25 protein-coding genes are annotated in these 23,942 nt (G+C 68.6%); all 25 read left to right on the top strand.

Features of this window, described 5'->3' with window-relative positions:
• Positions 1-283 precede the first annotated feature (283 nt).
• The 25 genes from CHAN_RS10335 (at position 284) to CHAN_RS10215 (ending at position 23,747) form a co-directional block, all read left to right on the top strand.
• Complete coding sequence (locus tag CHAN_RS10335) at positions 284-571, top strand: hypothetical protein (protein WP_290289494.1); 288 nt, start codon at positions 284-286, stop codon at positions 569-571.
• On the top strand, positions 564-1,631 hold the full coding sequence (locus CHAN_RS10330) for a terminase large subunit domain-containing protein (protein WP_290289492.1): 1,068 nt from the start codon (positions 564-566) through the stop codon (positions 1,629-1,631). Before CHAN_RS10335 ends, CHAN_RS10330 begins: the two co-directional genes overlap by 8 nt.
• Complete coding sequence (locus tag CHAN_RS10325) at positions 1,594-2,223, top strand: terminase TerL endonuclease subunit (protein ID WP_290289490.1); 630 nt, start codon at positions 1,594-1,596, stop codon at positions 2,221-2,223. The genes CHAN_RS10330 and CHAN_RS10325 overlap by 38 nt, the downstream gene beginning before the upstream one ends.
• A gap of 3 nt (positions 2,224-2,226) precedes the next feature.
• Positions 2,227-3,609, top strand: coding sequence for a phage portal protein (locus tag CHAN_RS10320; RefSeq protein WP_290289488.1), 1,383 nt, complete (start codon positions 2,227-2,229; stop codon positions 3,607-3,609).
• A complete protein-coding gene (locus tag CHAN_RS10315; protein WP_290289486.1) occupies positions 3,609-5,288 on the top strand; it encodes a hypothetical protein in 1,680 nt (559 codons plus the stop codon). The genes CHAN_RS10320 and CHAN_RS10315 overlap by 1 nt, the downstream gene beginning before the upstream one ends.
• A gap of 4 nt (positions 5,289-5,292) precedes the next feature.
• On the top strand, positions 5,293-5,484 hold the full coding sequence (locus CHAN_RS10310; RefSeq protein ID WP_290289484.1) for a hypothetical protein: 192 nt from the start codon (positions 5,293-5,295) through the stop codon (positions 5,482-5,484).
• A gap of 88 nt (positions 5,485-5,572) precedes the next feature.
• Positions 5,573-6,217 carry a capsid assembly scaffolding protein Gp46 family protein gene (locus CHAN_RS10305; protein ID WP_290289482.1) on the top strand — a complete coding sequence of 215 codons (645 nt, stop codon included), beginning with the start codon at positions 5,573-5,575 and terminating at the stop codon, positions 6,215-6,217.
• Between the two features lie 14 nt (positions 6,218-6,231).
• Positions 6,232-7,215 (top strand): major capsid protein, encoded by a 984-nt coding sequence (locus tag CHAN_RS10300; protein WP_290289480.1) that lies wholly within the window; start codon positions 6,232-6,234, stop codon positions 7,213-7,215.
• Entirely contained in the window at positions 7,215-7,625 is a 411-nt protein-coding gene (locus CHAN_RS10295) for a hypothetical protein (RefSeq protein WP_290289478.1), read from the top strand. Before CHAN_RS10300 ends, CHAN_RS10295 begins: the two co-directional genes overlap by 1 nt.
• Positions 7,606-8,001, top strand: a complete 396-nt coding sequence (locus tag CHAN_RS10290) for a hypothetical protein (protein ID WP_290289476.1) — start codon at positions 7,606-7,608, stop codon at positions 7,999-8,001. Before CHAN_RS10295 ends, CHAN_RS10290 begins: the two co-directional genes overlap by 20 nt.
• On the top strand, positions 7,995-8,360 hold the full coding sequence (locus CHAN_RS10285) for a hypothetical protein (RefSeq protein WP_290289474.1): 366 nt from the start codon (positions 7,995-7,997) through the stop codon (positions 8,358-8,360). The genes CHAN_RS10290 and CHAN_RS10285 overlap by 7 nt, the downstream gene beginning before the upstream one ends.
• Positions 8,361-8,510: 150 nt before the next feature.
• Positions 8,511-8,819 (top strand): hypothetical protein, encoded by a 309-nt coding sequence (locus tag CHAN_RS10280; protein ID WP_290289471.1) that lies wholly within the window; start codon positions 8,511-8,513, stop codon positions 8,817-8,819.
• Positions 8,820-8,822: 3 nt separating this feature from the next.
• A complete protein-coding gene (locus tag CHAN_RS10275) occupies positions 8,823-9,269 on the top strand; it encodes a hypothetical protein (RefSeq protein ID WP_290289469.1) in 447 nt (148 codons plus the stop codon).
• Between the two features lie 80 nt (positions 9,270-9,349).
• Entirely contained in the window at positions 9,350-9,913 is a 564-nt protein-coding gene (locus tag CHAN_RS10270; protein ID WP_290289467.1) for a hypothetical protein, read from the top strand.
• Between the two features lie 90 nt (positions 9,914-10,003).
• Complete coding sequence (locus tag CHAN_RS10265) at positions 10,004-10,345, top strand: hypothetical protein (RefSeq protein WP_290289466.1); 342 nt, start codon at positions 10,004-10,006, stop codon at positions 10,343-10,345.
• A gap of 53 nt (positions 10,346-10,398) precedes the next feature.
• Positions 10,399-10,779 (top strand): hypothetical protein, encoded by a 381-nt coding sequence (locus tag CHAN_RS10260; RefSeq protein ID WP_290289464.1) that lies wholly within the window; start codon positions 10,399-10,401, stop codon positions 10,777-10,779.
• A gap of 15 nt (positions 10,780-10,794) precedes the next feature.
• Complete coding sequence (locus CHAN_RS10255) at positions 10,795-16,257, top strand: phage tail tape measure protein (RefSeq protein WP_290289463.1); 5,463 nt, start codon at positions 10,795-10,797, stop codon at positions 16,255-16,257.
• Positions 16,257-17,225 (top strand): hypothetical protein, encoded by a 969-nt coding sequence (locus CHAN_RS10250; protein WP_290289461.1) that lies wholly within the window; start codon positions 16,257-16,259, stop codon positions 17,223-17,225. The genes CHAN_RS10255 and CHAN_RS10250 overlap by 1 nt, the downstream gene beginning before the upstream one ends.
• Positions 17,219-18,742: a Gp37-like protein gene (locus tag CHAN_RS10245; protein ID WP_290289459.1), complete on the top strand. Its 1,524-nt coding sequence runs from the start codon at positions 17,219-17,221 to the stop codon at positions 18,740-18,742. Before CHAN_RS10250 ends, CHAN_RS10245 begins: the two co-directional genes overlap by 7 nt.
• A 14-nt stretch (positions 18,743-18,756) precedes the next feature.
• On the top strand, positions 18,757-19,830 hold the full coding sequence (locus tag CHAN_RS10240) for a hypothetical protein (protein WP_290289457.1): 1,074 nt from the start codon (positions 18,757-18,759) through the stop codon (positions 19,828-19,830).
• Positions 19,827-20,714 carry a hypothetical protein gene (locus tag CHAN_RS10235; RefSeq protein WP_290289454.1) on the top strand — a complete coding sequence of 296 codons (888 nt, stop codon included), beginning with the start codon at positions 19,827-19,829 and terminating at the stop codon, positions 20,712-20,714. Before CHAN_RS10240 ends, CHAN_RS10235 begins: the two co-directional genes overlap by 4 nt.
• The gene (locus CHAN_RS10230; protein WP_290289452.1) at positions 20,707-21,246 is read left to right on the top strand and encodes a carbohydrate-binding protein; all 540 of its coding nucleotides are present in this window, start codon (positions 20,707-20,709) and stop codon (positions 21,244-21,246) included. Before CHAN_RS10235 ends, CHAN_RS10230 begins: the two co-directional genes overlap by 8 nt.
• A gap of 84 nt (positions 21,247-21,330) precedes the next feature.
• Positions 21,331-22,638, top strand: a complete 1,308-nt coding sequence (locus CHAN_RS10225) for a peptidoglycan DD-metalloendopeptidase family protein (RefSeq protein ID WP_065421584.1) — start codon at positions 21,331-21,333, stop codon at positions 22,636-22,638.
• 117 nt (positions 22,639-22,755) lie between these two features.
• Positions 22,756-23,115 (top strand): phage holin, encoded by a 360-nt coding sequence (locus CHAN_RS10220; protein ID WP_290289449.1) that lies wholly within the window; start codon positions 22,756-22,758, stop codon positions 23,113-23,115.
• A 2-nt stretch (positions 23,116-23,117) separates the two neighbouring features.
• Positions 23,118-23,747 carry a hypothetical protein gene (locus CHAN_RS10215; protein ID WP_290289448.1) on the top strand — a complete coding sequence of 210 codons (630 nt, stop codon included), beginning with the start codon at positions 23,118-23,120 and terminating at the stop codon, positions 23,745-23,747.
• The last annotated feature ends 195 nt before the right edge of the window (positions 23,748-23,942 follow it).

The raw sequence follows: 23,942 nt of genomic DNA, 5'->3' as shown, positions 1-23,942 counted from the left end.
GGGTGCACCGACCGGCCCGGCGGCCTGCGCCGCGCCGGAGGTGAGAAAAGGGTGCGCATAGTTCAAAAAACAGCAGGTCGGGAGGTGTTTTTGAATGGGTGGAGTCGGATCTGGCGGAGCGCGAAACCGCTCTGGCCCGGCCCCTGATCCGACCTCGAAACGGTCGGACGCCCGCGGCTTGCCGGACGGATTCACCCGGCTCCCGGCTTCCGGCTACGACGGCAAAATCCCGAAGTGGCCACTGCCCACCGGTTCCCCGCGAGAGCGCGCGATCTGGAAGCGCATGTGGAGATTCCCGCAAGCGGCAGCCTGGGTGCACCAGGAATGGCGGTGGCTGACGATCGCCCACTACGTCCGCTGGGCGGTGAAGTCGGAGGCCTCCGACGCCTCGCCGTCGACCATGACGCAAGTGCTCCGCCTCGGCGACTCCATCGGGCTGTCGCCGGCCGGGCTTCGCGAGAACGAGTGGGTCATCGTGGACGACCAGGGCAAGCAGCAGGAAGGACCGGCGGAGCCTGCGCCCCGCCCGTCTTCACCGCAACGCAGGCTCCGCGCCATCGACGGTGCATAGCGACTCCGACGACTGGGTCGTCGATTTCCCCACCCTCGGCGACCTCTGGGACGCCTGGGTCCAGTACTACTGCCGCATCCCAGATGGGTATGACCGCGGCAAGCCCTTCGTCTGGTCCGATTGGCAGTTCTGGTGCTCCGCAAAATTCGGCCAGATCCGCGCCGGGCTGGAATGGGACGGGGCGCCGCTGCGAAATCAGGCGTTCGAGTACCGCCGCCAGCTTGTCGTCGGCCCTCAGAAGACGGGGAAGGGGCCGTGGATGGCGTCGATGCACATCCTCCAGGCGGTCGGCCCGGTCGAGTTCGATGGGTGGGCGGAAGAGGGTGAGGTCTACGAGGACGATTACGGCTTCCGGCACGAGTACTTGCCGGGCGAACCGAAGGGCCGGCCGCACCCGTCGCCGCTGATCCAGATGACGGCGACGTCGGAGGACCAGGTGGACAACACCTACCGGCCTTTGCGGTCGATGATCCAGCTCGGCCCGCTGCGCCATCTGCTCGCCGACCGCGGCAACTTCGTCCGCGTCCTTGGGCATGAGGGCGGTGAGGACGCTGACCGCATCGACGTGGTGACGGCGAATGCCAATTCTCGCGTCGGCAACCCGGTGAGCTTCGTCGGCCAGGACGAGACGGGCCTGTGGACGAAGTCGAATCGGATGGAGGCTGTCGCCGACGCGCAGCGCCGCGGCTTGGCCGGCATGGGCGGCCGCGCGATCGAGACGACCAATGCGTGGGACGCGTCGGAGAACTCGGTGGCCCAGCAAACCTACGAGCGAGCGATGGATGACGTCCACGTGTTCTACCGCCGGCCCCCGTCTGGGCTGCGGTGGAGCCGCGTCGAGGAGCGGCGAAAGATCCTCGAGCACGTCTACCGCGGTTCTCCGTGGGTCGACATCGATTCGATCTTGGCCGAGGCCGCCGACATCTCCGCGAAGGACCCGCAACAGGCCGCGCGGTTTTTCGGGAACATCATCACCTACGGCCGCGGCTCATGGCTGCCCGATGGACTCTGGGAGGCTCGCTATGCAGGACGTGTTGCCGAGGTGGCTGCCGAATCCTGACCCGCAAACGACAATCTGCCTGGGGTTTGACGGCTCGGAGTCCAACGACTGGACCGCGATCCGCGGTGAGACGTTCGACGGCCTGTCGTTCACTCCGCGGTACGGCCCGGACAGGCGGCCGACGATCTGGAACCCCGATGAATGGGGCGGCCAGATTCCCCGGGACGAGGTCCACGCCGCCGTCGACGAGCTGTTCGCCACGTGGTCGGTCGAGCGGATGTACTGCGACCCGCAGGATTGGCGGTCGGAGATCGGCGACTGGGCCCTGTCCCACGGCGAAGATCACGTCCTGGAGTGGCCGACGAACTCGGTACGACGCATGCATCCGGCGTTGGAGCGTTTCGGCACGGACTTGTCCACCGGTCGCATCCGACACGATGGCTGCCCACTGACGACGTTGGCGGTGGCCAACGCGAAAAAGGCGGCCAAGCCAGGGCAGAAATGGGTGCTGGCCAAGGCCAGCGAAACACAGAAAATCGACCCCGCCATGGCCACGGTGTTGGCCCACGAGGCGGCGATGGACGCACATGCGGCGGGCTGGCGCCCGAAATCGGACACGAAGGTACTGGTGTTTGGCCGGGGAAGGAGGTAGCTGGTGCTCACGAAGGACGAAACGCGGCTGCTGCACGAGCTCCACCTCGAGTGGATGAAGCAGCGTCGTGAGGACGAGGAAAACGAGCGCTACTTCGACGCCCAACAGCGCGTCCGGCAGCTGGGAATCTCCATCCCCCCGGAGATGGAGGCGTTTGCGTTCCCCATGTCCTGGTGCCGTACCTGGGTGGAGACCATCGAATCGCGGATGGAACCGCGGCTGCTGTTGCGCAGCGGAAGCACGACCGAGGACAAGGACCTGCGCATCGACTGGGACGCCAACAACCTCGATTCCGAGTCGCAGCTGGCGCACCGGGACCTCCTCGTCCTGGGCCGCGCCGTCGTTTCGGTCGGCTGGCCCGACCGCGAGCACGGCCAGACTCGCCCGGTTATCCGGGTGGAGTCGCCGCGAGACTTCGCCGTGAAGGTCGACCCCCTGACGCGCCGCATGGTGGCCGCCCTGCGGGTCTACACCAACGAGGACACGGGGCTGATGGAACACCTGACCCTGTACCTGCCCGACGAGACGATCTACATCTCGCGGCAGAAGGGCAAGTGGGCCGATGACGAGCGGCGTCGCCACAACTTGGGGCGCGTTCCCATCGTCGTGGCCTACACCCGCCGCAGGTCGGGCCGGTGGAAGGGCACGACGATGATGGCCGACGTCAAACACTGGACGGACATGGCCTCCCGTATCGTCCTGAATCTGCAGGTGGCGATGGAAGCCCTGTCCACGCCGCAGAAGATCGCCTACGGGCTGACCCGGCAGGACTTCGTCGACCCGGATACCGGCGAACCGTTGGACGAGTGGGACACCTACCTCGGCGCGATCTGGGCGATCTCCGCGTCGAAGAAGGACGGCGCATCCATCGAGCAGCTGCCTGCCGGCAGCCTCGATGGGTTCATCAACGCGATGGAGTTGTGTACCAAGCAGGTGTCCGGGGCCACGGGTCTGCCTCTGCGGATGCTGGGGCACTCCACCGTCAATCCGGCCTCCGAGGGCGGCATCAAGGCCGACGAGACCCGCATGACCCGAACCGCCGAGCGAATGGACACGGTCGCCGGCTCCATGTGGGGCTGGGTGCTGGGCATCGCCGAGCGCATGAGGCTCGGAAACTGGCCCGAAGGCTCGCCGATCAAGCTGGAGTGGCGCAACCCGGGCACGCCGACGCTGTCGGAGATGGCTGACTCGGTGTCCAAGCGCACCGGAGGAGTCCCGGTGCTGTCGGCCCGCGGCGCCATGCATGAGATGGGCTACTCGCAGGCCCGCATCGACCAGGAAATGCGGTGGCTCGACGAGGAATCCCGCGGCGTGTTTTCCACGGACGACAAGCTCGAGCGACCACCGTTCGGTGACTCGTCCGCCTATGCCGGAGGTGGTGGCTGATGGGGGTCACCAGGTCCACGCGGGCACTGCCAAAGGGGGCACGCGAGGAAGCTGAGGCCCGCCAGGCGGTCATCCGCGGCGCGCTGCAGGAACTGCGTGTCGACGTCATGCCCCGAAAACGCCCGATGGACATCGACTACTGGGAGCGCACCCGAGGCCAGGACGTCATCCGCGTCGTCGCGCAAGCCCAGTACGACAACGCGGAGCTCGTCCAGCTCACTCACGGGATGATCCTGACGGCGCAGGGCTACCAGCTCGAACCCCTGGGGCATATCCGCCCCGGGGCGTTCGCCGGCCGCATGCCCGATGGGGATCCGCTGGACCTCATCCCCGCCGCCGTCGCCAACCGGGTGCGAGAACGCCTCGCAACGGGGTCGACGCCGCTGCGCGCATGGCAAGCCGGCGGGGAGCTTCTGGCCACGATCACCCAAACCGCGCTGTCGGACACGTCGCGGATGGCGAAGATGGTGGCTGGGCTGGCGACTCCCCGCACGCTCTACGTCCGGATCCTGACTCCGCCGTCGTGCAGCCGGTGCGCCGTGCTGGCGGGGAAGAAGGGGTTCTGGGACGAGCCGTTCCAGCGCCACCCCGGGTGCGACTGCTCGCAGATCCCGATCCCGATGGACTCGGATGACACATGGGAGGGCCCGGAGTTCGACGGCATGGCGTTCTTCAACAGCCTGTCCGAGGATGACCAGAACAAGTACTTCACCCGGTCAGGCGCCGCGGCGATCCGGGAGGGCGCTGATCTCGCCCAAGTCGTCAACGCCCAATCGGGAATGGCGGCAGTGGGACAGCGGTACACGCGTTCAGGAACGACACGGCGAAGCCGGGCCATCCAGTACTACCTGGGCACCGACGACGTGCCCCGGGGAACACCGGCATTCGACCGGCTGACGGTGCCCCAGATCGTCCGGCAGACCGAGGGCGATCCGAAGCGCCGTATCGCGCAGTTGTACCGGCACGGCTACATCACCAGTGTCCCGCCGGGGCGCCGACTTGACGACGTCCTCGCCGACATCAACCGCAACCGAGGGCCGCGCCGGGCGCGCCGAGCTCGCGTTGACGCAAGGTCGGTTCACGACTACGACCGGCGCATCACGACTACGCCGGCGCAGTTGAGAGCCCGTTCTGAGCGGGCTTTTGGCTATGCGCGGGCGGCCCATGGGCCGGGTGCTGTGCTTCCGAAGCCACAGGTTCGACTCATGAAGAGGGATCGGTTCGGGGTCCCCGCGGGAGAGAGCATGGTGCGTGGAACCTCGTATCTAAGAGAAAACCGCATCGACATCAATGGCACACGGCAGGGACAAGAACTCACGGTTCTTCACGAGCTCGGGCATCACATCGACTGGTCGCTTCGGAGCCAGCACCGTTCGGAATTCGACACGGCGATGAAGGAGATCAGGAGATCAAGAACTGTGCGGCTCTTGGAAAGCACCAAGGCCCAGGGGACCAAGGACGTTTCGCATCAGCGTTATCTCGCATCTGACCCAGAGGTTTTCGCCAGGGCGTATGCACAATGGGTGGCGGTGAAGTCGAAGGCCCCTCGATTGAATAACGTCGTCGCCCGGCACCGCGGAGGAGAGGATTTGGACGGCTACGCCCAATGGCCTGACGATGATTTCGAAGAGTTTGTCGTCCCTGCTCTGGACAGGTTTTTTAGAGGCGTATACGGTTAACACCATGATGATGCACACTGTCCGGCTCGATGCACCTTGGGACGAACATGTCCAGGGCTTCATGGACGAGTGCCTGATGCTCAAGCATGAAGCTGAGGAATACGCGGACATCATGGCCGGGCTCGGACTGATCCGACCGTCCGACCGAATGTCCCAGTACAGCGACGCCGGAATCCCCGCAGGCGTTTCGCTCTAGACAACCAGCGCAACTTCGCGCCAACCCCGCACCCGAGATGGGTGGCGGGGTTTTTCTATGCCCGAAAACGGGCAGATAGGACACCACCATGAAGACCAACCGCCCGTGGCTCCGCTTCATCGAGGGCCCCAACACCGCCGGCCCCGGCGCCACCAACAACGATCCCACCCCGCCTGCCGGCAACGACGGCGCCGCGCCGGGCAATGGCGACCGGGGCGACCAGGACACCGGAGACAACGACGATCGCAGCGGCGCGAGCGACGACGGTGACGACGGTGATGGGGAAGACCCCAAGGGCCGCGGCTCGAAGGAGGCGGTCCTCGCCGACCTTGCCCGCGAGCGCGACAAGCGCCAGGCGGCCGAGGCCCGTCTCGCGGAGCTCGAGGCGGCGGAGAAGGAACGCCAGCGCGAGGGAATGACCGAGGCCGAGAAGGCCACGGCCGACCTCGAGGCACTGAAAGCCAAACACGACGAGGTCGTCGCGAAGCTCGCGGCGATCGAACACGAACGACAGCGTGCGGCGGTCGCCGCGGAGCTGAAGATCCCCGCCGCGATGGCGGGCCGCATCCAGGGTGAGACGCCCGAGGAGATGCGCGCGGACGCCAAGCAGTTGGCCGACGCCCTGGGCCCGTACACGGGCCCCTCCGACCCGAGCCAGGGTCGTGGCCGCGCCGCCAAGGCAGCGGCCAACCTCACCGACGCGCTCAATGCGCATTACGGATTCACCAACTAGAAAGGGGCCCACCAATGGCCATCACCCTGGAAGACGCCAAGCTCAACGCCCAGGAAGACTACGACCCGGCAGTCATCGACGAGTTCCGCAAGGGCTCGGCGATCATGGACACCATGATCTTCGACACCGCCGTCAACCCGGCCGGCGGCGGCGCGACGATGTCCTACGGCTACCGCCGACTCAAGACCCAGGCCACCGCCGCGTTCCGCGAGCTCAATACCGAGTACGTCGACCAGAACGTCACCACCGAGCGCCACTCGGTCGACCTCGCCGTCCTCGGCGGCTCGTTCTCCATCGACCGCGTGCTGGCCAACATCGGCCCGGCGGCCTCCAACGAGGTCTCCCTGCAGATGGGCCAGAAGATCAAGGCCGCCCAGGCCAAGTTCGCCGACGCCGTGATCAACGGCGACACTGCCGTCGAGGCCAACGGCTTCGACGGACTGGACAAGGCACTCATCGGCTCGTCCACCGAGTACAACCCCGGCACCACCGACTGGACCGACTTCGACACCAACCCGCGCGCCGAGCACAAGGCTCTCGACGCCATCGACGAGTTCCTGGCGCTGCTCGACGGCTCGCCGACGATCATCCTCGGCAACTCCCGGGCCATGGCGCGCGTCCGCGCCGCGGCCCGCCGCGCCGGACAGTACGTCAAGAACCCCGTCGAAGGCCTCCTCGGACCCAACGGCCGCCCGATCGAACGAGAGGCCTACGGTTCGATCCTCCTCGCCGACGCCGGCACCAAGCCCGGCACCAACGACCCGATCATCCCGATCTCCGGCACGGGCACCACGTCGCTCTACGCCTACCGCGTCGGCCTCGACGGCTTCCACGGCGTGTCCACCACGACCGGCCAGCTGGTCCGCACCTGGCTGCCCGACTTCTCCACCGCCGGCGCCGTCAAGCGAGGTGAGGTCGAATTCGGCCCGGCCGCCGTGGCCCTCAAGGCCACCAAGGCCGCCGCCGTCTTCCGCAACATCAAGGTGGCGGCGTCCTAATGCGCATCCACGCCCCCAACAGCGATTTCAGCGGCAGGGTCGGCGCGGACACCTTCGTCGACGGCGTCTGCAACAACCCGACGATCACCCAGCTGGAGTACTACCACCGGCAGGGCTACACCGTCGACCTGTCCGATACCGACGCCAACACCGACGACCCGGTCGGGCGCACCGTCGACGACGAGCCCGACACCGGCACCGACCCCACCGACAGCGCGCCGGGCGAGCCCGTCGTGGACGCCGAGCCGCCGGCGGGCAACGCTTCTGCGAAGGCGTGGGCGGAGTTCCTCGAGTCTCGCGGGATCGAGGTGCCCGAGGGCGCCAAGCGCGCGGAGCTCAAGGATCTGTGGGAGCTCCACGCCGACACCGACCTGACCGAGGAGGCCGACGATGCCGAGGTGGCTGACTGACCCTCTCCCCGAAGTCTGGCCGGACCTGAACGAGACGGAGCTCAAGCAGGTCGGCCGCTGGGTGATACGCGCCGAGGCAATCATTGCCCAGCGCTTTCCGACCACCGCCGCGAGGGTGCAGGAAGGAAAGCTCGACGTCGGCGTCGTCGCCGGCGTCATCGAAGAGATGGTTTCCCGGGCTTTGGCCAAAACCAGGCGCGGCGGCATGGACAAACTCTCATACCCAGAAGTGTCCATGGAGTGGTCTGATAACGGCGGCGCCGGGGAAGGCTCGCTGCTGTACCTGACGATCGACGAGCTGATGCTCCTGACCCCACCACCGGACCCGTCCCCGCGGGTGTTTTCCATCCGCAAGAAACCGAGGACGACATGGTGAGCGCAACCGTGCTTTTCCAGCCGGGCTGGATTCACCGCAAGCGCAGCGGAGGCAACGTTGATCCCGTGACGGGCAACGATACCGCCGGAACGGTGATGGAGATTCCCGGAACCGGTTTGGTTCAGGCTCCGCTGTGGACCGGCGTCGAAGAGGTATCCGGCAACGCCACTCGAGACGAGCGGCTCGTGATGTTCCTGCCCGGATCGGGAGTCGTTGGCGAGATCAACGACGTAGACGAAATGGTCAGTCCCGAGGGCCACGTCTGGCAGTGCATCAGTGACGGCATGCCGCGAGGCATCCCCGGACACCCACCCGAGTACACCGCCGTGCGAGTGCGGCGGGCGAAGGAGAAGAAATGACCGGAATCACGGCCAGCTTCGTGGACGACGACGGCAACCAGGTGTGGACCGCCATCGGTTCCGTTCACGACCGTGCCCACCAGCGTGCTAAGGCACACGCTCGAAAGCCCCGAGCTCGTGCGCGGAAGAAGAGGGAGGAGGTGACGGCCGGTGAGAGCGATTCTGACGCTGTATCGGGAGCAGCTGCGTCGGGAGACGAAGCGGGAGACGCTGGAGGGGCGGCGGGAGATCGCCAACCAGATCGTCAATGACGCTCGAGGCGCGGCCCCGGTGTTGACCGGCGCGTACCGTGGCGGAATGTCCGTGGAGGTCAGTGGCGGCACCGTGACGGTGGTCGACACCGACGACGACGCGATCCACAAGGAGTACGGCACCTCCGACACCCCGGCGCACGCGGCGCTGACGAACGCGGCCATGGCCTACGGCCGCTACTCGGGCATGCGCCCGAGGGGAAGGTAGACCATGGCCCGTGAGCCGATGCCCTACGTCGCCGGTGCGGTCCGCCGATGGCTGCTCGACCAGCCCGAGCTGGTCGCGCTGCTGCACGGCGGGACGATTACCACCCGCGACCTCCCCGAGCCCCTGACGGTGCCGCATGTGCTCGTCTCCGTCGTCGGACACGTTGGCCCCGATCCGATGCTGCGCCGCCTGATGGTCCAGGTCACCCCGTGGGTGCCTGACCTCGACGTCACCGGCTTCGACGAGGACCCGGACGTGACGGCCTGGAACATCGCCGCGACGGCGGGGGAGCTGCTGGGCCGGGCAAAAAACGTCGTTCTTGACGACCGGCATGCCTGGTCGGCGACGTGGATCGACGGGCCGATCCAGCTCTACGACGAAAAGCGGGGCAAGGACCGTCTGCTGTTCTATGCCCCGGTGCGGTTCCAGGTGCACCTGCGCCGCCGCTGACAACCCGAAAAACCATCTCACCCATCCCCGCCGCGGGGATGGGCTTTTTCATGCCCTGAACAGGGCGGAAAGAAGGCAACATGTCCACTTACGCTGATCCCTCCAAGGCTTACCTCTGGCTCGACGGCGACGGCTGGCGCGGCGAGGCCGGCATCGACCTGCCGACGCTCACCAAGACGGCCATCGAAGGCTCCATGAAGGCCTTCGGAGGCATCGAGACCGGCTTCGAGGTCACCTCCGACCAGAAGGTCGAGAAGAAGAAGGTCTGGAACTACCGGCAGGCCCCGTACAAGGTGGCCCGCGATCCGCTGGAGAACGGCATGAAGTTCCGGGCCGTCGACAACACCGAGGCCACGCTGCTCACCCGTGCTCAGGGCGGGAAGATCACCAAGGTCGGCGACAAGTACCACATGGTGCAGGGTGAGGGAGAGGAGTTCTCGTTCCTGACCTGCGTCCGTGATGGCGTCGATGAGTCGTGGTTCTGGTGCCCGCGCGCGACGCTGTCGGCGCCGGCGACCCGAGCCGCGCTCGACGGCCAGAACCTCGACGGCTGGGAGTTCACGCTGACCTTCCTGGAACCGATGGTCGAGGTGATCCCGGAGCTGCCCGAGGGCATGACCGTCGGCGGCACCGAGTCCCCGTAACCGGTGGGACTGGCGGGGAGCACGCGGCCGCGCCCCGCAACAAAAGGCGGCCGCCAATTTTCCCACTCCCATGATCGAGAGGATCACCCCATGACCATCAACCTGCTCGACTCCCTGGCTCTGGCCGGCGGCGAGTCCGTCGAGGTCACCCTCGGAGAGCGCTCCCTGTCGGTGCGCCGCGACTTCACCGGCGACGAGGTCGCCGGGATCATCGAGCTGCACTCGGAGGGCGGCATGAAGCCGACGATTGACGAGCAGCTGCGCGCGCTCGTCGCCGCCCTGTCCGACAGTGACCAGGAAACCCGAGACGCTTTCGTCGACGCGTTGATGGAGACGCCCATGCTGGTGATCCGGCAGGTGACGCTGCGCCTGGCGCAGATCGCCGGGCTGCGCGGCGACGACGGGTCTTTCACCGTGGGTGCGCAGCCCTAGTCGATCCTGCTGCGTGCCGCCGGGCGGTCGCCGGGTTCCGCCGCCACTACGGCATGTCGTGGATCGACGCCCGGGCGTCGCTATGGCACGTCGAGTTGCTGATCCTCCTCGAGGAGATGCCACCGGAGTGGACGCCCACCGACGAGAACATCGCCAGGCTGGTCGACCGGGACGATTTCTACCTCAATTCCGAGTGGTCGCGGTGGACCGCGGACCCGGATGACCCGGACGTCAAGGCCGAGCATGAGCGCCGGAAGCGGCTGGGCCTCAAACCACCGTCCGCTCCGATCCTGCGGCCGGTGGCGGCGCGCCCGCCGGCGCTGCAGCAGGTGCTCGTGGAGCAGGCGCGGCGTCGGATCGAGCTGGCGGAGCAACCGCCGAAGAAGAAGATCAGCGTCCGGCAGCTGCGCGAGCTGCGGGCGAGTGTGCAGTAGATAAAGGGGGCCGTCGTGGCTGGTGGCAAGATTGACATCCTCGTCGAACCGGACTTGAAGGGTTTCGAGGGGAAGATGGAGTCCGGGCTGCAGGGTGGCCTGGGCAAGGCGAAGAGCTTCGCCGCCCAGCTGGGCCTGCTGTTCGGCGCCGCGGAGCTGGCGAAGGGAATCGCCGGCCTGGGTGTGCAGTTCGAGTCCCAGATGAACACGATGGCCGCGGTTTCCCAGGCCACGGGCGCTCAGCTGGATGCGGTGGCGGAGAAGGCCCGCGAGCTCGGCAACGACACGTCCCTGACCGCCACGAGCGCGTCGGACGCCGCTGCGGCGATGACGGAGCTGGCCAAGGGCGGGTTCACGGTCGAGCAGTCGATGGACGCGGCCCGCGGCACGCTGCAGCTGGCGGCGGCTGCGCAGGTCGATGCGGCCACGGCGGCGACGATCCAGTCGCAGGCCCTGCAGTCTTTTTCGCTCGGCGCGGCGGACGCCGCCCGCGTGTCCGACATCCTCGCCGGTGCGGCGAACGCGTCGTCCGCTGAGATCGAGGGCATTGCCCAGGGCCTGCAGCAGGCCGGCACGGTGGCCAACCAGTTCGGCCTGACGATCGACGACACCGCAACGGCGCTGGCGATGTTCGCCAACGCCGGTATCCAGGGGTCGGACGCGGGCACCCTGTTGAAGTCCGCGCTGCTGGCGCTGACCGACCAGGGCAAGCCCGCGCAGGCGGCGATGGAAGAGCTCGGCCTGTCGGTGTATGACATGCAGGGAAACTTCGTTGGGCTACCGTCCCTGTTCGAGCAGCTGGCGCGAGCGCAGTCGGAAATGACCCCGGAGGCGTACCAGGCGGCCACCGCCACGCTGTTCGGCTCCGACGCGATGCGCCTGGCGGGCATTGCCGCCGATCAGGGTCGTGGCGGGTTCGAGAACCTGCGTGAGGCGGTTACGCGCCAGGGGCAGGCGGCGGAGGTCGCCGCCGCCCAGACCCGTGGTCTGCCGGGTGCGCTCGAGCGCGTGCAGAACGCGGCGGAGGAAGCCGGGCTGGCGATCTACACCGCCCTGTCCGACGAGCTTGTCGCCGGCGTTGACGCGGCGACCACTGCGATCGAAGGGCTTGGTCCCGTGCTCGCCGCCGGTTTTGAGACCGCGCTGGCCGTTATCGGCCCGGTCGCATCCGGCATCGGCGACGTCGGGTCGGCCATGTCCGGCTTAATCGGCCCCGCTACTGGCGCGGCCGCTGCCATGGCGCTGGCGAAGTGGGGGGATTTCCCCGCGAAGCTCGGAGCCGGGACCGGGGCGCTCAAGGGATTCGGCGACCAGATGCTGATCCAGGCGAAGCTGGCGCACCAGTCCGGGGTCGAAATCACCCGCGTCGGGGAAGCCATCGCGGTGCTGGAATCCCGCTCGCCGACGATCTCCAAGATGGGAGACGCATACCGGAAGTCCGGCGCCGAAGCCCGCGCTTTCGGGCAGATGGCGATGATGACCGGCCGTCAGGTCGACGGGCTCGGCGGGGCGATGCTCACCGCGCGCGGCGCAGCTACTCGCTTCGGCGGTGAGCTCCGCGGTGTCGCCGCCGGCGGTCTGTCGCTGTTCAAGTCCGGAGCCCAGGGCATCATGACCATGCTCGGCGGCCCCTGGGGGCTGGCGCTGACTGCCGCCGGCTTGGCCATCGGCGCTTTCGTCCAGCGCCACCAGGAGGCGGCGCAGGCCGAGCTGGAGCACAAGCAGCGGCAGGACGAGCTGCGCGGCACCCTCGACGAGACGACCGGGTCCATCACCGCCCAGACCGAGGCGCTGGTGCTCAAGCGCGCGGAGGAGGAGGGCTGGTCGAAGACCGCCACCGAGCTGGGTATCTCCCAGGGCACCCTGGCGCAGGCCATGCAGGGCAATGCGGACGCGATCCGCGCGGTCGACGCCGCGGTCACCGTGTCCAACGCATCGGCGATCAAGGGCTCGGAATTCTGGGCGAAGTTCGGGGAGGACCTCACACGCGCGGGCGTGTCCGCCGATGATGTGGCGCAGTCGCTCAACGGCAACGCCGAGGCGTCTAAGCGTCTGGGCGACGCGCTGGACGAGATCCCCCGGAAGTCGGCGCTGTCGTCGAACCGCGCGGGGCTGCGGGATCTCAAGCGGGAGATCGACGAGGCGACGGAGGGAGCCAACGCGCTGCGCGACGGCGTGATGGGCTACTCCGACAAACTGGCGGAGGTCCAGACGCAGCTGGAGGCGGAGCGACAGCTCGCCCTGGCGGAGGCTTTGAAGGCGACCCGTGGGGCAGTGGATCTGCTGGGGGATTCGATCACGGCGATTCCGGACGACAAGTCGATCCGCGTCGAGGCCGATGCAGTGACCGACGAAACCCGGAAGAAGCTCGAAGAAATGGGCTTGAAGGTGTCGGAGCCGTTCAACGGAGAGGTCACCGTGACCTTCCCGGACGGCATGGACATCATCACGATGCTCGACGCCATCGGCGTCAAGATCGATGCGCTTCCCGAATCGGGATACATCGAGATCAAGAACAACAGCCCCGAAGTTCAGGCGCAGCTGGAACAGCTCGGCCTCACCACGATGGATTTCGAAGGCAAGGTCGTTCTTAACTCCAATGATCCCGAGGTCCAAGAGCGGATGATCGCCCTCGGTCTGCTGGTCCGCGAGGGCGCCGACGGCGAGGTGCGAATCTCCGACAACGTCGCAGAGGTTCTCGCCAAACTTCACGGCCTCGACGGGACGCGAACGGAAGGCGACCACACCCAGAACGACAACGTCGACGAAACCAAGAAGCGGATCGACGGCCTGAACGACGCGAACACCGCCGCCGGCCACACCCAGTCCGACAACGTGCCGGAAGCCAAGCGGCGCATCGACGAGCTGAACAACCGGAACACGACGTCGACGCACACGATCATCACCCGCCGCGTCGAGATGTGGCAGCGGATGGGCCTCTCGCCGGAGCAGGCAAACCGGGCCGCGAACAACCCTGATCCCTACATGCCGCAGCCGATGCGGCTCGGCGGCCGGCTTCCGGCCTACGCGATCGGCGACCGCCACTCCGGCTACCGCCTGCCGTCGACGGGCCCGGGAACGGAGATCGTCGACGGTTTCCTCGCGCTCGACATGTCCGGCATGCCCGTGGCCCGTCTCGACGCCCGGGAATGGGTCATCAACGGTGAGTCGTCCGAGACGTACCACCAGCTGCTCCGCGGCATCAACGCGGATACCCCGCGCGCCCGCGCGGCCATGGCCGCCTACGAGTCGATGCCCGGGTACGCCAAGGGGCGCAACCCCCGCGGCGACGACGACCGGGACACCGGCCGCACCGACACCGACGACACCGACGACGACAAGGAGGACGACACCGAGTCCGGTGTCGACCGGGCCTTCCGCGAGCTCGAGGCCACCAGCGGCGGTCCGTACGTGTGGGGCGGCACCTCCAAGGGCGGGTCGGACTGCTCCGGGTACGTCGGCCTGTGGCAGATCGCACTGCAGGACCTCACGCCCCGCGAGCAGCGCCTGGGCACCACCCACACGCTGCTCAACGGCGGGTGGCCCGACCTCGTGCCCGGCACCGACGGCCTCTTCATCGTCGGCGTCAACTCACAGCACATGGTCGCCCAGCTCGACGGCGTCAACATCGAATCCGGCGGCAACGGCATGCAGGTCGGCGCCGGGGTGACGTCGCCGCACGCCCTCGGCGGCGCGACGCTGTACTACCTGCCCGACAGCAAGATCGTCGGCGGCACCGGCAAGGGACGCACCAGCCGCAGCAGCGGAAGCAGCAGTGGAGGCGACGGGAAAACCGACGCCGAGCGCGAGCGCGAACGCCTCGACGAAATGGCCGCCGAGTCGAAACCGCGACTGGCCCGCTCCAACACCCACATCCCGCCCGACCCGATCATGTCGGCCGCCCTCACCGGCGCCAACGACCCCACGGGCCTGCTGGAGCTCACCCGCGCCGGCGCATGGACCGACCGCTTCGGCATCACCCACGCAGCACCGGAGGACGACCCGCTCGTCGAGTTCCTCCTCTGGGCCTACGGCGACCAGGAACAGGCCGACGCCGACCTGGCGGCCGCGTTCAACGAGGCCAACGACCCCACCGGCGTCCGCTCCATGATCGAAGCCGGCGTGTGGACCGGCCGCTTCGGCGCCCACTACCGCGCCGGGCGTGATTCGGAGCTGGTCAAGGCCGTGCAGGCCGCCCGGCAAAACGGCGGCTACTACGCGATCCGGCTGCGCGAGCTCCAGGGCGAGCTGGAGGACCGGCCGTCGTCGGTGTCCGAGCTGCTCGGCAACGCCGCGAAGGGTCTCGTCTCCGAGACCACCAGCGACGTGTTCACGGTGCTCGGTCACGATGACGAGCTGGGGCCGCTGCTGCAGATCGGTCTGCTGGCGGGCAAGCGGGCGCGCGGCCAGACCGGCGGCGTCGACGCGTCGGGCAAGATCGTCATCGAGGACTCGTCCGCCACGGAAGCGAAGTCGGGGCCGTCGTCGACGGCGCCCGGCGTCAGCGAGGCGGAGGCCGAGGAGATCCAGCCCACCGGCTCCGCGGTCTACGACCCGGCCCGTGGGACGGAGCAGTGGGCCGGGGAAATCCTCCGCGCACTGTCGATCACCGGTAACCCGTCGTCGTGGCAGGGGCCGATGACCGAGCAGGGCGACATCGAATCCGGTGGCGACCCCGACGCGATGGGCCCGGACTCCGCGGAGGGCCGACCGGCCGGGGTGTGGCAGGTCAAACCCCGCACGTACGACGCGTACCGGGACCCGAACCTGGTCAACGACGTCCACGACGTGCTGTCCAACGGTGTGGCCGCGCTGCGCTACATCAACGCGGAGTACGACCAGCTGCCGTGGCCCACCGCCGCCGGGTACCAGGCCGGCGGGCCGGTCAAGCGGTCCAAGACCGGTGGCCGCGGCCCGAAGGACACCATCCCCGCATGGCTCGCCGACGGGGAATTCGTCGTCAACGCCGACGCCGCCCGTGAAAACGAGGCGGCGCTGACGATGATCAACGACGGCGCCGACGCCGCCCACGTCTTCGCCGACGCGGCGGTGACCACCGGCACCATGGCCGCCGGCGTCGGCATCGACGCGCTCGGCGGCGCGGCGCGGGCGGCGGCGATGTCGATGGGCCCGGAGGGCGCTGCGCTGATGCCGATGATCGCCATGGGCGAGCAGCTCGGCGGCGTCCTCGTCGACAACCTTGGGCAGCTCGCGCAGAGCCTGGCGGACGACACGATCAGCACGGCGGCGACGTCGCTGGCCGAACAGGTCGACGCCGGGTACTCCGACGCCCGCCTGTCGCGCGAGGTGCAGGTCGCCCAGGCTGCCGGCCGCGGCGGCCAGCGCGGCGTCGGTACGGCGGTAGCGGAACGCCCGCCCCGCCCGATCAACGTCAATGCCCCCGGGTACGACCGGCGCGATCTGGTCGCGGGTATCCGCGAAGCAGTCAACATCGAACGATGGGAGCAGGGATTCTGATGAGCAGGGGAGCAATGTTCCCGGCAGGGTCGGCCAACGTGGTGCTGGCCGGCCCCGGTGCGGTGGCGCATCTGCCGGAGCGCGCCTGGCACCTGTCGGACTGGCCGACGCAGGAGTCGAACGCAGAAGGAGCGGTGCTGGCGGCCGGGTGGTCGGATTTCCAGGAGCCCGACGTCACGCACCAGTTCTTCCGGCCCGCGCAGTATGACGGGGCGGTGTGGCTCGGCGCCATCGCGGACCCGCGCGCGTTCTCGATCCCGGTGATGCTGCACCGCACCGGCACGCATTCGCTTGAGCGGGTCCGCGACGCGTTCTTCGACGACCTGGGCCACCACCAGCCGGCGCGCCTGTACGTCAACAGCCCGTCGGGCACCGTGTGGCTCGACGTCCGCATGAATGGCAAACCGGAGGTCGGGGAAACCCGGTGGGACGAGGCGATCGCCCAGGAGCAGGACTACCTGATCCCCATCGTCTCCGAGCAGTCGCATTTCCAGGGCCTGGAGGTCGCCCGTACCTGGGTCGAGGGCCGTGGGTGGTCGCCGAACCCGGAGCTGTGGAACTACGGGGACCTGCCGGAGTGGCCCACGTGGACACTGCGCGGCCCCGGGGTTTTCACCATCCCCGACATCGCGCCCCGCGTGTTCGAGGGACTGGAGGCGTTCGTGATGGAGCTGATCCCGGACTGGATCAAGGACCTGTTGCGGCAGGGCGGGCTGCTGCGCGACAACCAGACCACCGTCGTGCTCAAGCCCGGGGAGACGATGGTCATCACCGGCGACCCAAACCGCAAGCTGGCGGTGTCCGACAAACGGCCCAACGCGCACCGCATCCTCGGAGGCCAGCGGCCGCTGTACCAGGTGATGCCGCATGAGCGGTGGGACTGCTCGGGGCTGCGCGTCATCGGCGCCCAGCCCGGGGTGACGTCGGCGGTGGTGCGGATTGACCCGAGGAGGCGACGCCCATGGTGACCCTGGCACCGCTCGACGTGGACCAGGCGGAGGCGGCGATGGCCGCCGCCCGACTGCGCGTCCAGCCCAAGACCCTGGTGGAGGTGTGGACCCGCGACGGTTTCGCCGGCACGCTCGGCTTGTTTGAGAACGTGCAGGTCAAATGGTCGGCCAGGGGGCAGGCGACGGTCACGATGCAGGGCCGCGACCCGCTTGCCGGCATCATCCGCTCCTGCCGCAAGGCCCTCGTGCGCGTGCGCATCCACCAGGGCGACGTCCACTGGGACGGGCGGGTGTGGATCGCCCGCGACTCCGGCGTCGGCGCGAACTGGCGAGTCACCGCCGAATGCGTCGGCGTGGAGAAAATCCTCGACGGCATCCTCACCTACCCCGAGCCCCTGGTCGGTGAGGAACTGCTCCAGGTCATCCGCAAGTCCGTCTACACCGGGCCGGTGGCCACCGGCCTGCTGACCCTGATCGCCCTGAACGTCCAGCGCCTGTGGCGCCCGCACCGGCAGTGGGGCATCCCGATCACCGTGGTGCCGATGAACCCGCTGATGGACGGCTCCCCGTGGCGCACCTGGGCCCTGGCCATGGAGCCGATCTCCCAGGTCGCCGAGGAGATGCTCAAGGACGGGCAAGGCTGGCGGCTGCGGGTGCGGCAGTGGCTGCCCGGCGACGAACCGCCGATGCGGCCGTGGCCGTACACAAAACCGCGGATCGTCATCGACATGGTGCGCGCCCCGTGGCAGCACGGCGTCGGCGGCGGCTACACCATCCTGTCGTCCCTGGCCCGCGAGCTCCTCGGCTTCGTCGGTGACGCGATCGGGTGGATCGGCCAGGGCGCGTCGCGTCACATCTCGAAGCGCTGGGACGAGCTGATCAACGGCAAGCCGGTGCCGGCGGTGATCTGGCAGCACGGCTGCGCCGGCGTCCTCGACGCCGAGGTCGACAACGCACACCCGACCGCTGTCGCCGCGGTCGTCGGCGGCACCGCCCCGGACTGGCTCAACACGCTGATCGAGGACGGCACCGCCTACGCGGTGACGTCGCTGATGGCGGGGATGGGCGTGGTGATGCCGGGCCTGGGCGGCATCGTCGGCAAGGCGATGACCAACCGGGTCGGCACGTACCAGCGGCACACCGACTGGGAGAACCTCCTGGCGATTGGCCCCGAGGCGATCCCGGAGACGTTTCAGTCGACGTCGGCGGCGTTGACGCTGTCGGCCGCCCAAGCGGGGCAGCGGGCGCTGTGGGAGGCCGCGCCGACGACGTACGCGAAGATCACCGTCCGCGACGGCCTGCCCTGGACCTTCGGCGAGGACTACGACCTCGGCGAATCGTGCGGCTGGTGGCACGCCGACGGTGACCTGTACGTCGGCCCCGTCACCGAGGTCGACCTCGCCGTCGACCGTGATGAAGGCGCGGCGATGACGACGTCGCTGGGCACCCCGCCGGCGATCCCTCCGGGGGAGCGCGCCCGCCGGGCGGCTTCCGGTGCGCTGACCATGGTCAACGCCCTGACACTCAAGTACTAGGAAAGGAACAAACCGTGGTCGAATTCACCATGCCGGCTGAGCTGCGCCTGCAGCTCAAGGACCAGTGGGACATCCGCGCCACCCAGCGGGGCGTCCTCGTCATCGAGGGCGGCAACACCATCAACGCGGAGATCCCCGCGATCAAGGGCGACAAGGGCGACCGGGGCACGGACGGCACCCCGCCGCGGTTCCATGCCCCGGTTGCCGAAGCCGACCTGCCGGACCCGCGCACGCTTAACAACGACGATCTCGGATGGTTCTGGCCCATCAAGGACTCGACGACCGTGTACCAGTGGAACGGGCGCGAGCTGGTGCCCATCCCGAACTACCTCGGGGCGCGCGGCGCCACCGGCCCCGCCCCGGTGATGCGCATCGGCGACGTCCAGACCCGGGACATCCCCGCGGCGCGGATCTCCACCGACGCCGAGGGCACCGTGATCCTGTCGCTCGATCTGCCACGGGGGCTCAAGGGCGAGCCGGGGGAAAAGGGCGACACCGGAGATGCGGCGCCGATCTCGTCGGCGACGGACTACGACGATGGCGGCACCCCGGCGGTCGCTGGCGACGTGCTGACGATGCGCGCTGACGGGGACTGGGGGCCGGCCAAACCGCAGATCGGCGCGGGGTCGGTCAAGAAGTACGGTGCGGATTCGGACTGGCAGGCGGTGAACACCGGCCCGAACTGGAAGGGCGACTACGTGTCGCTGACGACGCTGACGATCCCCGCCCAACCTTTCCCGTGGGAGCCGGAGGTCTACGGCCTCGTCGACGTCAAGGTCGACGGCATCGCCGTGCGAATGGACGTCGAGGCGCACTTGGGTGCGGTGTCCGGCCCGCTGCTGGCGCTGGGCCCGGGCATGCAGGCCGCGTCGATCCTGGGGGAGTGGACGCCCCGCCAGCTGGTGCCCGCCGCCGATGAAACCGCCGCGTTCAACGCGTCCTCGTCGATCGTGCCGATGGGCCAGGAGGCGACGATCCACCTCATCGCCCGCAGGGTGGAATCGCTGTCCGGCATCACGGTGCAGACCCGGAAGGAGCGGGCGTACCTGCGGGTCAACGTCAATCCGGTGCGGGTGATGGAGCCGTGACGTACGGACTGGATCCGATGGGACCGGGCCGCGACATCCGCGTCGAGGGGCCCGGCGTCCCGCAGTTCGAGACGCCGCTCGGGGCACCGACGGCGGAGGCGGCGGCGGGGGCGTGGCGAGGTCAGATCGATGAGCCGCGCGACGACATCCTCGCCGAGCTTCGCGAGTGGGCGGACGGGCTGCCGGGGAAGCTGCGCGACATCTTCAAGGGCAACCCCATCGCGGGGTTCGAGGAGGTCGCCGAGGGCATCCGCGACGGCATTTTCGGCGGCATCGCCGACGCGATTCGCGGCGCCGACGACCTCGGCTCGCGGTTGCTGCCAATTCGCGATGCCGCGCGGGGGCTGATCCGCCCCGTCGAGGAGCGGGTGGAGAAGGTCGAGCTCGTGAACATGGGCTTGCACGAGGGGCTTTACGCCCTAGAGGACATGCAGGGCTACGTGTGCGCTAACCAGTCCGCCCCGGCGGAAGCGTCGAACAACTCAGAAACGGTGTTGCCTTTCGGCATCCAGGTCGGGGATTCGAAGGGCGGCGGCGTTCGCGAGGGGAAGGTGTGGCTCGATGAGCCCGGCATGTGGCTGGTCATGGCGCGCGTTACCGCCGGCGAGACGTCATCGTTGCCGGGCTTCGGCATCGGAGACTATTGCCGGTTGAAGGTGTCGACCTACCCTTCCGGCGGCGCTCACGATTTCGTCAAGTCGACCGGAGGGGGGACGGATCACACCTTGAGCTATGCGGGGGTGAGGATGACGGAGCAGCCATCGTATTTCCTCCTCCAGGCGAGTTCCGCGCGGCGTCGAGTTTTCCCTCCGGGCAGCGTGTATTCGTCCCTGATCGCGGTGAAGCTTGCGCCAATGACCCGGGCGGAGGTGCCTGGTGCGTGACTTCGATCTGAAATCCCTCAGCGACGCCGAGTTCCTGGTGCTGCGGTACGCGGTGCTTGAGGAGAAGCGACGGCGCGACGCCGCCCCGGCGGTGGAGGAGGCGCTGGATGAGGCGGCGCGGGAGTACCACGAGGAGAATCCCCCGGAGGCGGACGACGACGGGGTGCCGCGGTGGCGCCAGCCGCACGGCGCCTTCGATGCGTGGCCGGTCGGGGCGGTCGTCGCCCACGTGGGAAAGCGATGGCGGAACGTCCTGGCCAAGGTGAACGTGTGGGAGCCGGGCAACGACGGGCCGGTGCCGACGTGGGAGGAGGTCCGCGCCGAGCCCCCGGCTGATGGGCAGACCCCGCCCGTCGACAAGGATCCCGAACCGGAGCCGGAGCCGTCGCCGCCCGAGTGGGCGCCCGGCGTCGCCTACGTCGTCGGCGAGACCGTCACCCACGGCGGGGCCACGTACCGCGTCGTCCAGGCCCACACCTCTCAGACCGGGTGGGAGCCTCCGGCGGTCCCGGCTCTCTGGGCCAAGGTCTGACCCCGCAACGAACTGCAGCCCCGCACCCCACCGGGTGCGGGGCTTCGTCACGAAAGGAGGACCGCCGTGGCCCGTCAATGGCCCATGAAACGCGGAACCTACACCCTCACCAGCCGCTTCGGCCCACGGTGGGGCACCCACCATTCCGGCCTCGATTTCGGGGCCCCCGACGGCACCCCGATTTACGCCTGCGCCGGCGGCAAAGTCATCCACATCGGGCCCGCCAGCGGATACGGCCAGTGGATCGTCCTCGACCACCCCGACAGCGAGGGGGGCGGCTGCACCGAGTACGGCCACATGTGGAACGCCTTCGCCACCGGGCTGAAGGCCGGCGATTGGGTCGACGCCGGCCAGCTCATCGGCTACGTCGGATCCAACGGCCAGTCCACCGGCCCCCACCTCCACCTGACCGTCTGGGAGCACGGCTACGGCGGTCGGCGCATCGACCCCGAGGCGTGGCTGAAGACCGCGCCGCACCCAGGAGAAACCCCGAAGGAGGCACCGAAGATGATCCTCGGCATCGACATCAGCGAGCACCAGGACGGCATGCCGCTGTCCGCCGCGAAGGCGCAGGGCGTGGAGTTCGTCATCATCCGCCTGTGCGACGGCACCTACCGCGACAAGACCTTCACGTCGCACCTGGACGACGCCGAGCAACAGGGCCTGCTCGTGTCCACCTACTGGTACCTGCGCGCGCCCTCGGAGGGCACGACCATCGCGCAGCAGGTCGACGTCATCGACGCCCAGATGGGCGGTCGCCGCGACCTCGGCGTGTGGATCGACGTCGAATCGGTGGCCCGAAACGGCCGGAAGCTGCTCACCGGCGACGACGTGTGGGCGGCCAAGCGCGAGCTGGAGGCCCGCGGCTATTACGTCCCCGGCATCTACTCGGGCGCCTGGTACTGGGAGAAGATGCCCGGCGGCGAGCCGTCGATGGACGGGCTCGGGCACCTGTGGGTGAGCCACTACGGCCGGAATCTGCGCGGCATTCCCCGCGACCTCTACGCCGGTGACGGCGGCGACGGCCACGCCGGCTGGTCCTACCCGCTCGGCGACCGGCTGCCCGACATCCTGCAGTTCGGGTCGCAGGGCGCGGTCGCCGGGAAGTTGGTCGACGTCAACGCATACCGCGGCTCGCTGGACGAGCTGCGGGCCATTTTCACCGGGGGCGATGCACCGTCCCCGGCGCCCGAACCTGAGAAGGAGGTTCCCGTGATCAATCTCGAATCCGTCGTGCGCGGTTACGCCGGCGGCGGGCTGGAGGGGCCGCTGTGGACGTTCCTGCTCCACGCCGACCGCAACAGCTTCGACGCGATGCACGCGGCGCTGCGCAACGAGGAGCGCTTGACCCGCATCGAGGAGAAGCTCGACCGGCTCCTCGCCAAGGAGTAGCCGCTCGCGTACGCAACTGAGGACGTCACTTCAGCAAGTGGCGGGCTCACCGACGACAACTGACGACCCGACCGCCCCGCACTTGGGCGGTCTTTTTCATGCCCCAAGGAGGCACCAATGCTCGAATCCATCCGCACCACCGTCCCCGCCAACTCCCGCGCCACGGTCTACGCCGTCGCCGGCGCCTTGGTCGCCGCGCTCGTGTCGTGGGGCGTCCTCGATGACGCCGCGGCCCCCGCCGTCGCCGGCGTCGCCACCGCCATCGTCACGTTGGCCTTCGCGGTCCTGCATTCCACGTCCCCGTGGCGCCAGGCGCTCTACGGCCTCATGGCCGCGGTCACGGTGCTCATGACCTACCTCGGCTACGGGGAGGTCGCGCAGTGGGAGTCCATCCTCGCCGTCGTCGCTCCCGTTCTCGGTATCGGCACCGCCGCCGCCACGACCGGCGGGTACGTCGGCGAGCACCGCGCGGAATAGCCATGTCGGGCGTCGAGCTGTGGTTCGGCCCGGGCGGAATCGCCGCCGGCGTCGGCGGAGTCGTCCTCGCCGCTGCCGCGTGGGTCCGCGCATTCCGAGAATCACGCAACGCCGACGAGAAGCTGGAGCTGCAGCGACGGGCCGACGAGGAGAAGTTGGCGTTGGAGCGCGAGAAGTTGGCGCTGGAGCAAGACAAAATCGCGCTGGAGGAGAGGAACGCGGACTTATCGGGCTTGCAGATGCTGACGTCCGAGCTGCGGTCGGATCTGACCCGTGTGCGCGACGACCTGACGGAAACGCGCGCGGACCTGGATAAGGAGCGGCGCCGTACCGATGAAGCAGAGCAGCAGATCGAGGAGCAGGGACGAGAGCTCGCTCGCGTTGCGGAGGACCTGACGGACACACGGAAGCTACTGGCCATTTCCACGGATCACATTCGTGAGCGGGTTGATTGGCGGCGCAAGCACTTGAACCCGCGACCGAACGATCTGCCGTACGTCCCGCCGGCGATCAAGCATCTTGTGTTCCCCGAGACCCGGGCACTTACGTCGGCATCGCGCGACGAGCCCCAGGAGATTGAGGACCCCGACGTACCCCGTCCGACCGCGCGCCTTCCTCCGGCGCACGACTGAGCCCCACCCCGTTGACCGGGGTGGGGCTCTTTTCGCGTTTGCGGGGCGGCTCGGCGAGCGGGGTAGCCGCGGGCGGGTTATCGTCTGCGTAACCGCCGCGAAGCACCCCACCCCCCCGGTGGTGCCCGGCGGCCAGGCCCGCGCTGGTTGAGCATCCCCCGCTCCCGCGCGGGCCGAACTAACTAAAAAGAAGCA

It is taken from the genome of Corynebacterium hansenii, from assembly GCF_030408795.1.
GTDB lineage: Bacteria > Actinomycetota > Actinomycetes > Mycobacteriales > Mycobacteriaceae > Corynebacterium > Corynebacterium hansenii.
Note: the sequence above shows the minus strand (reverse complement) of the source record. Positions and strands in the feature narration are given on the sequence as shown.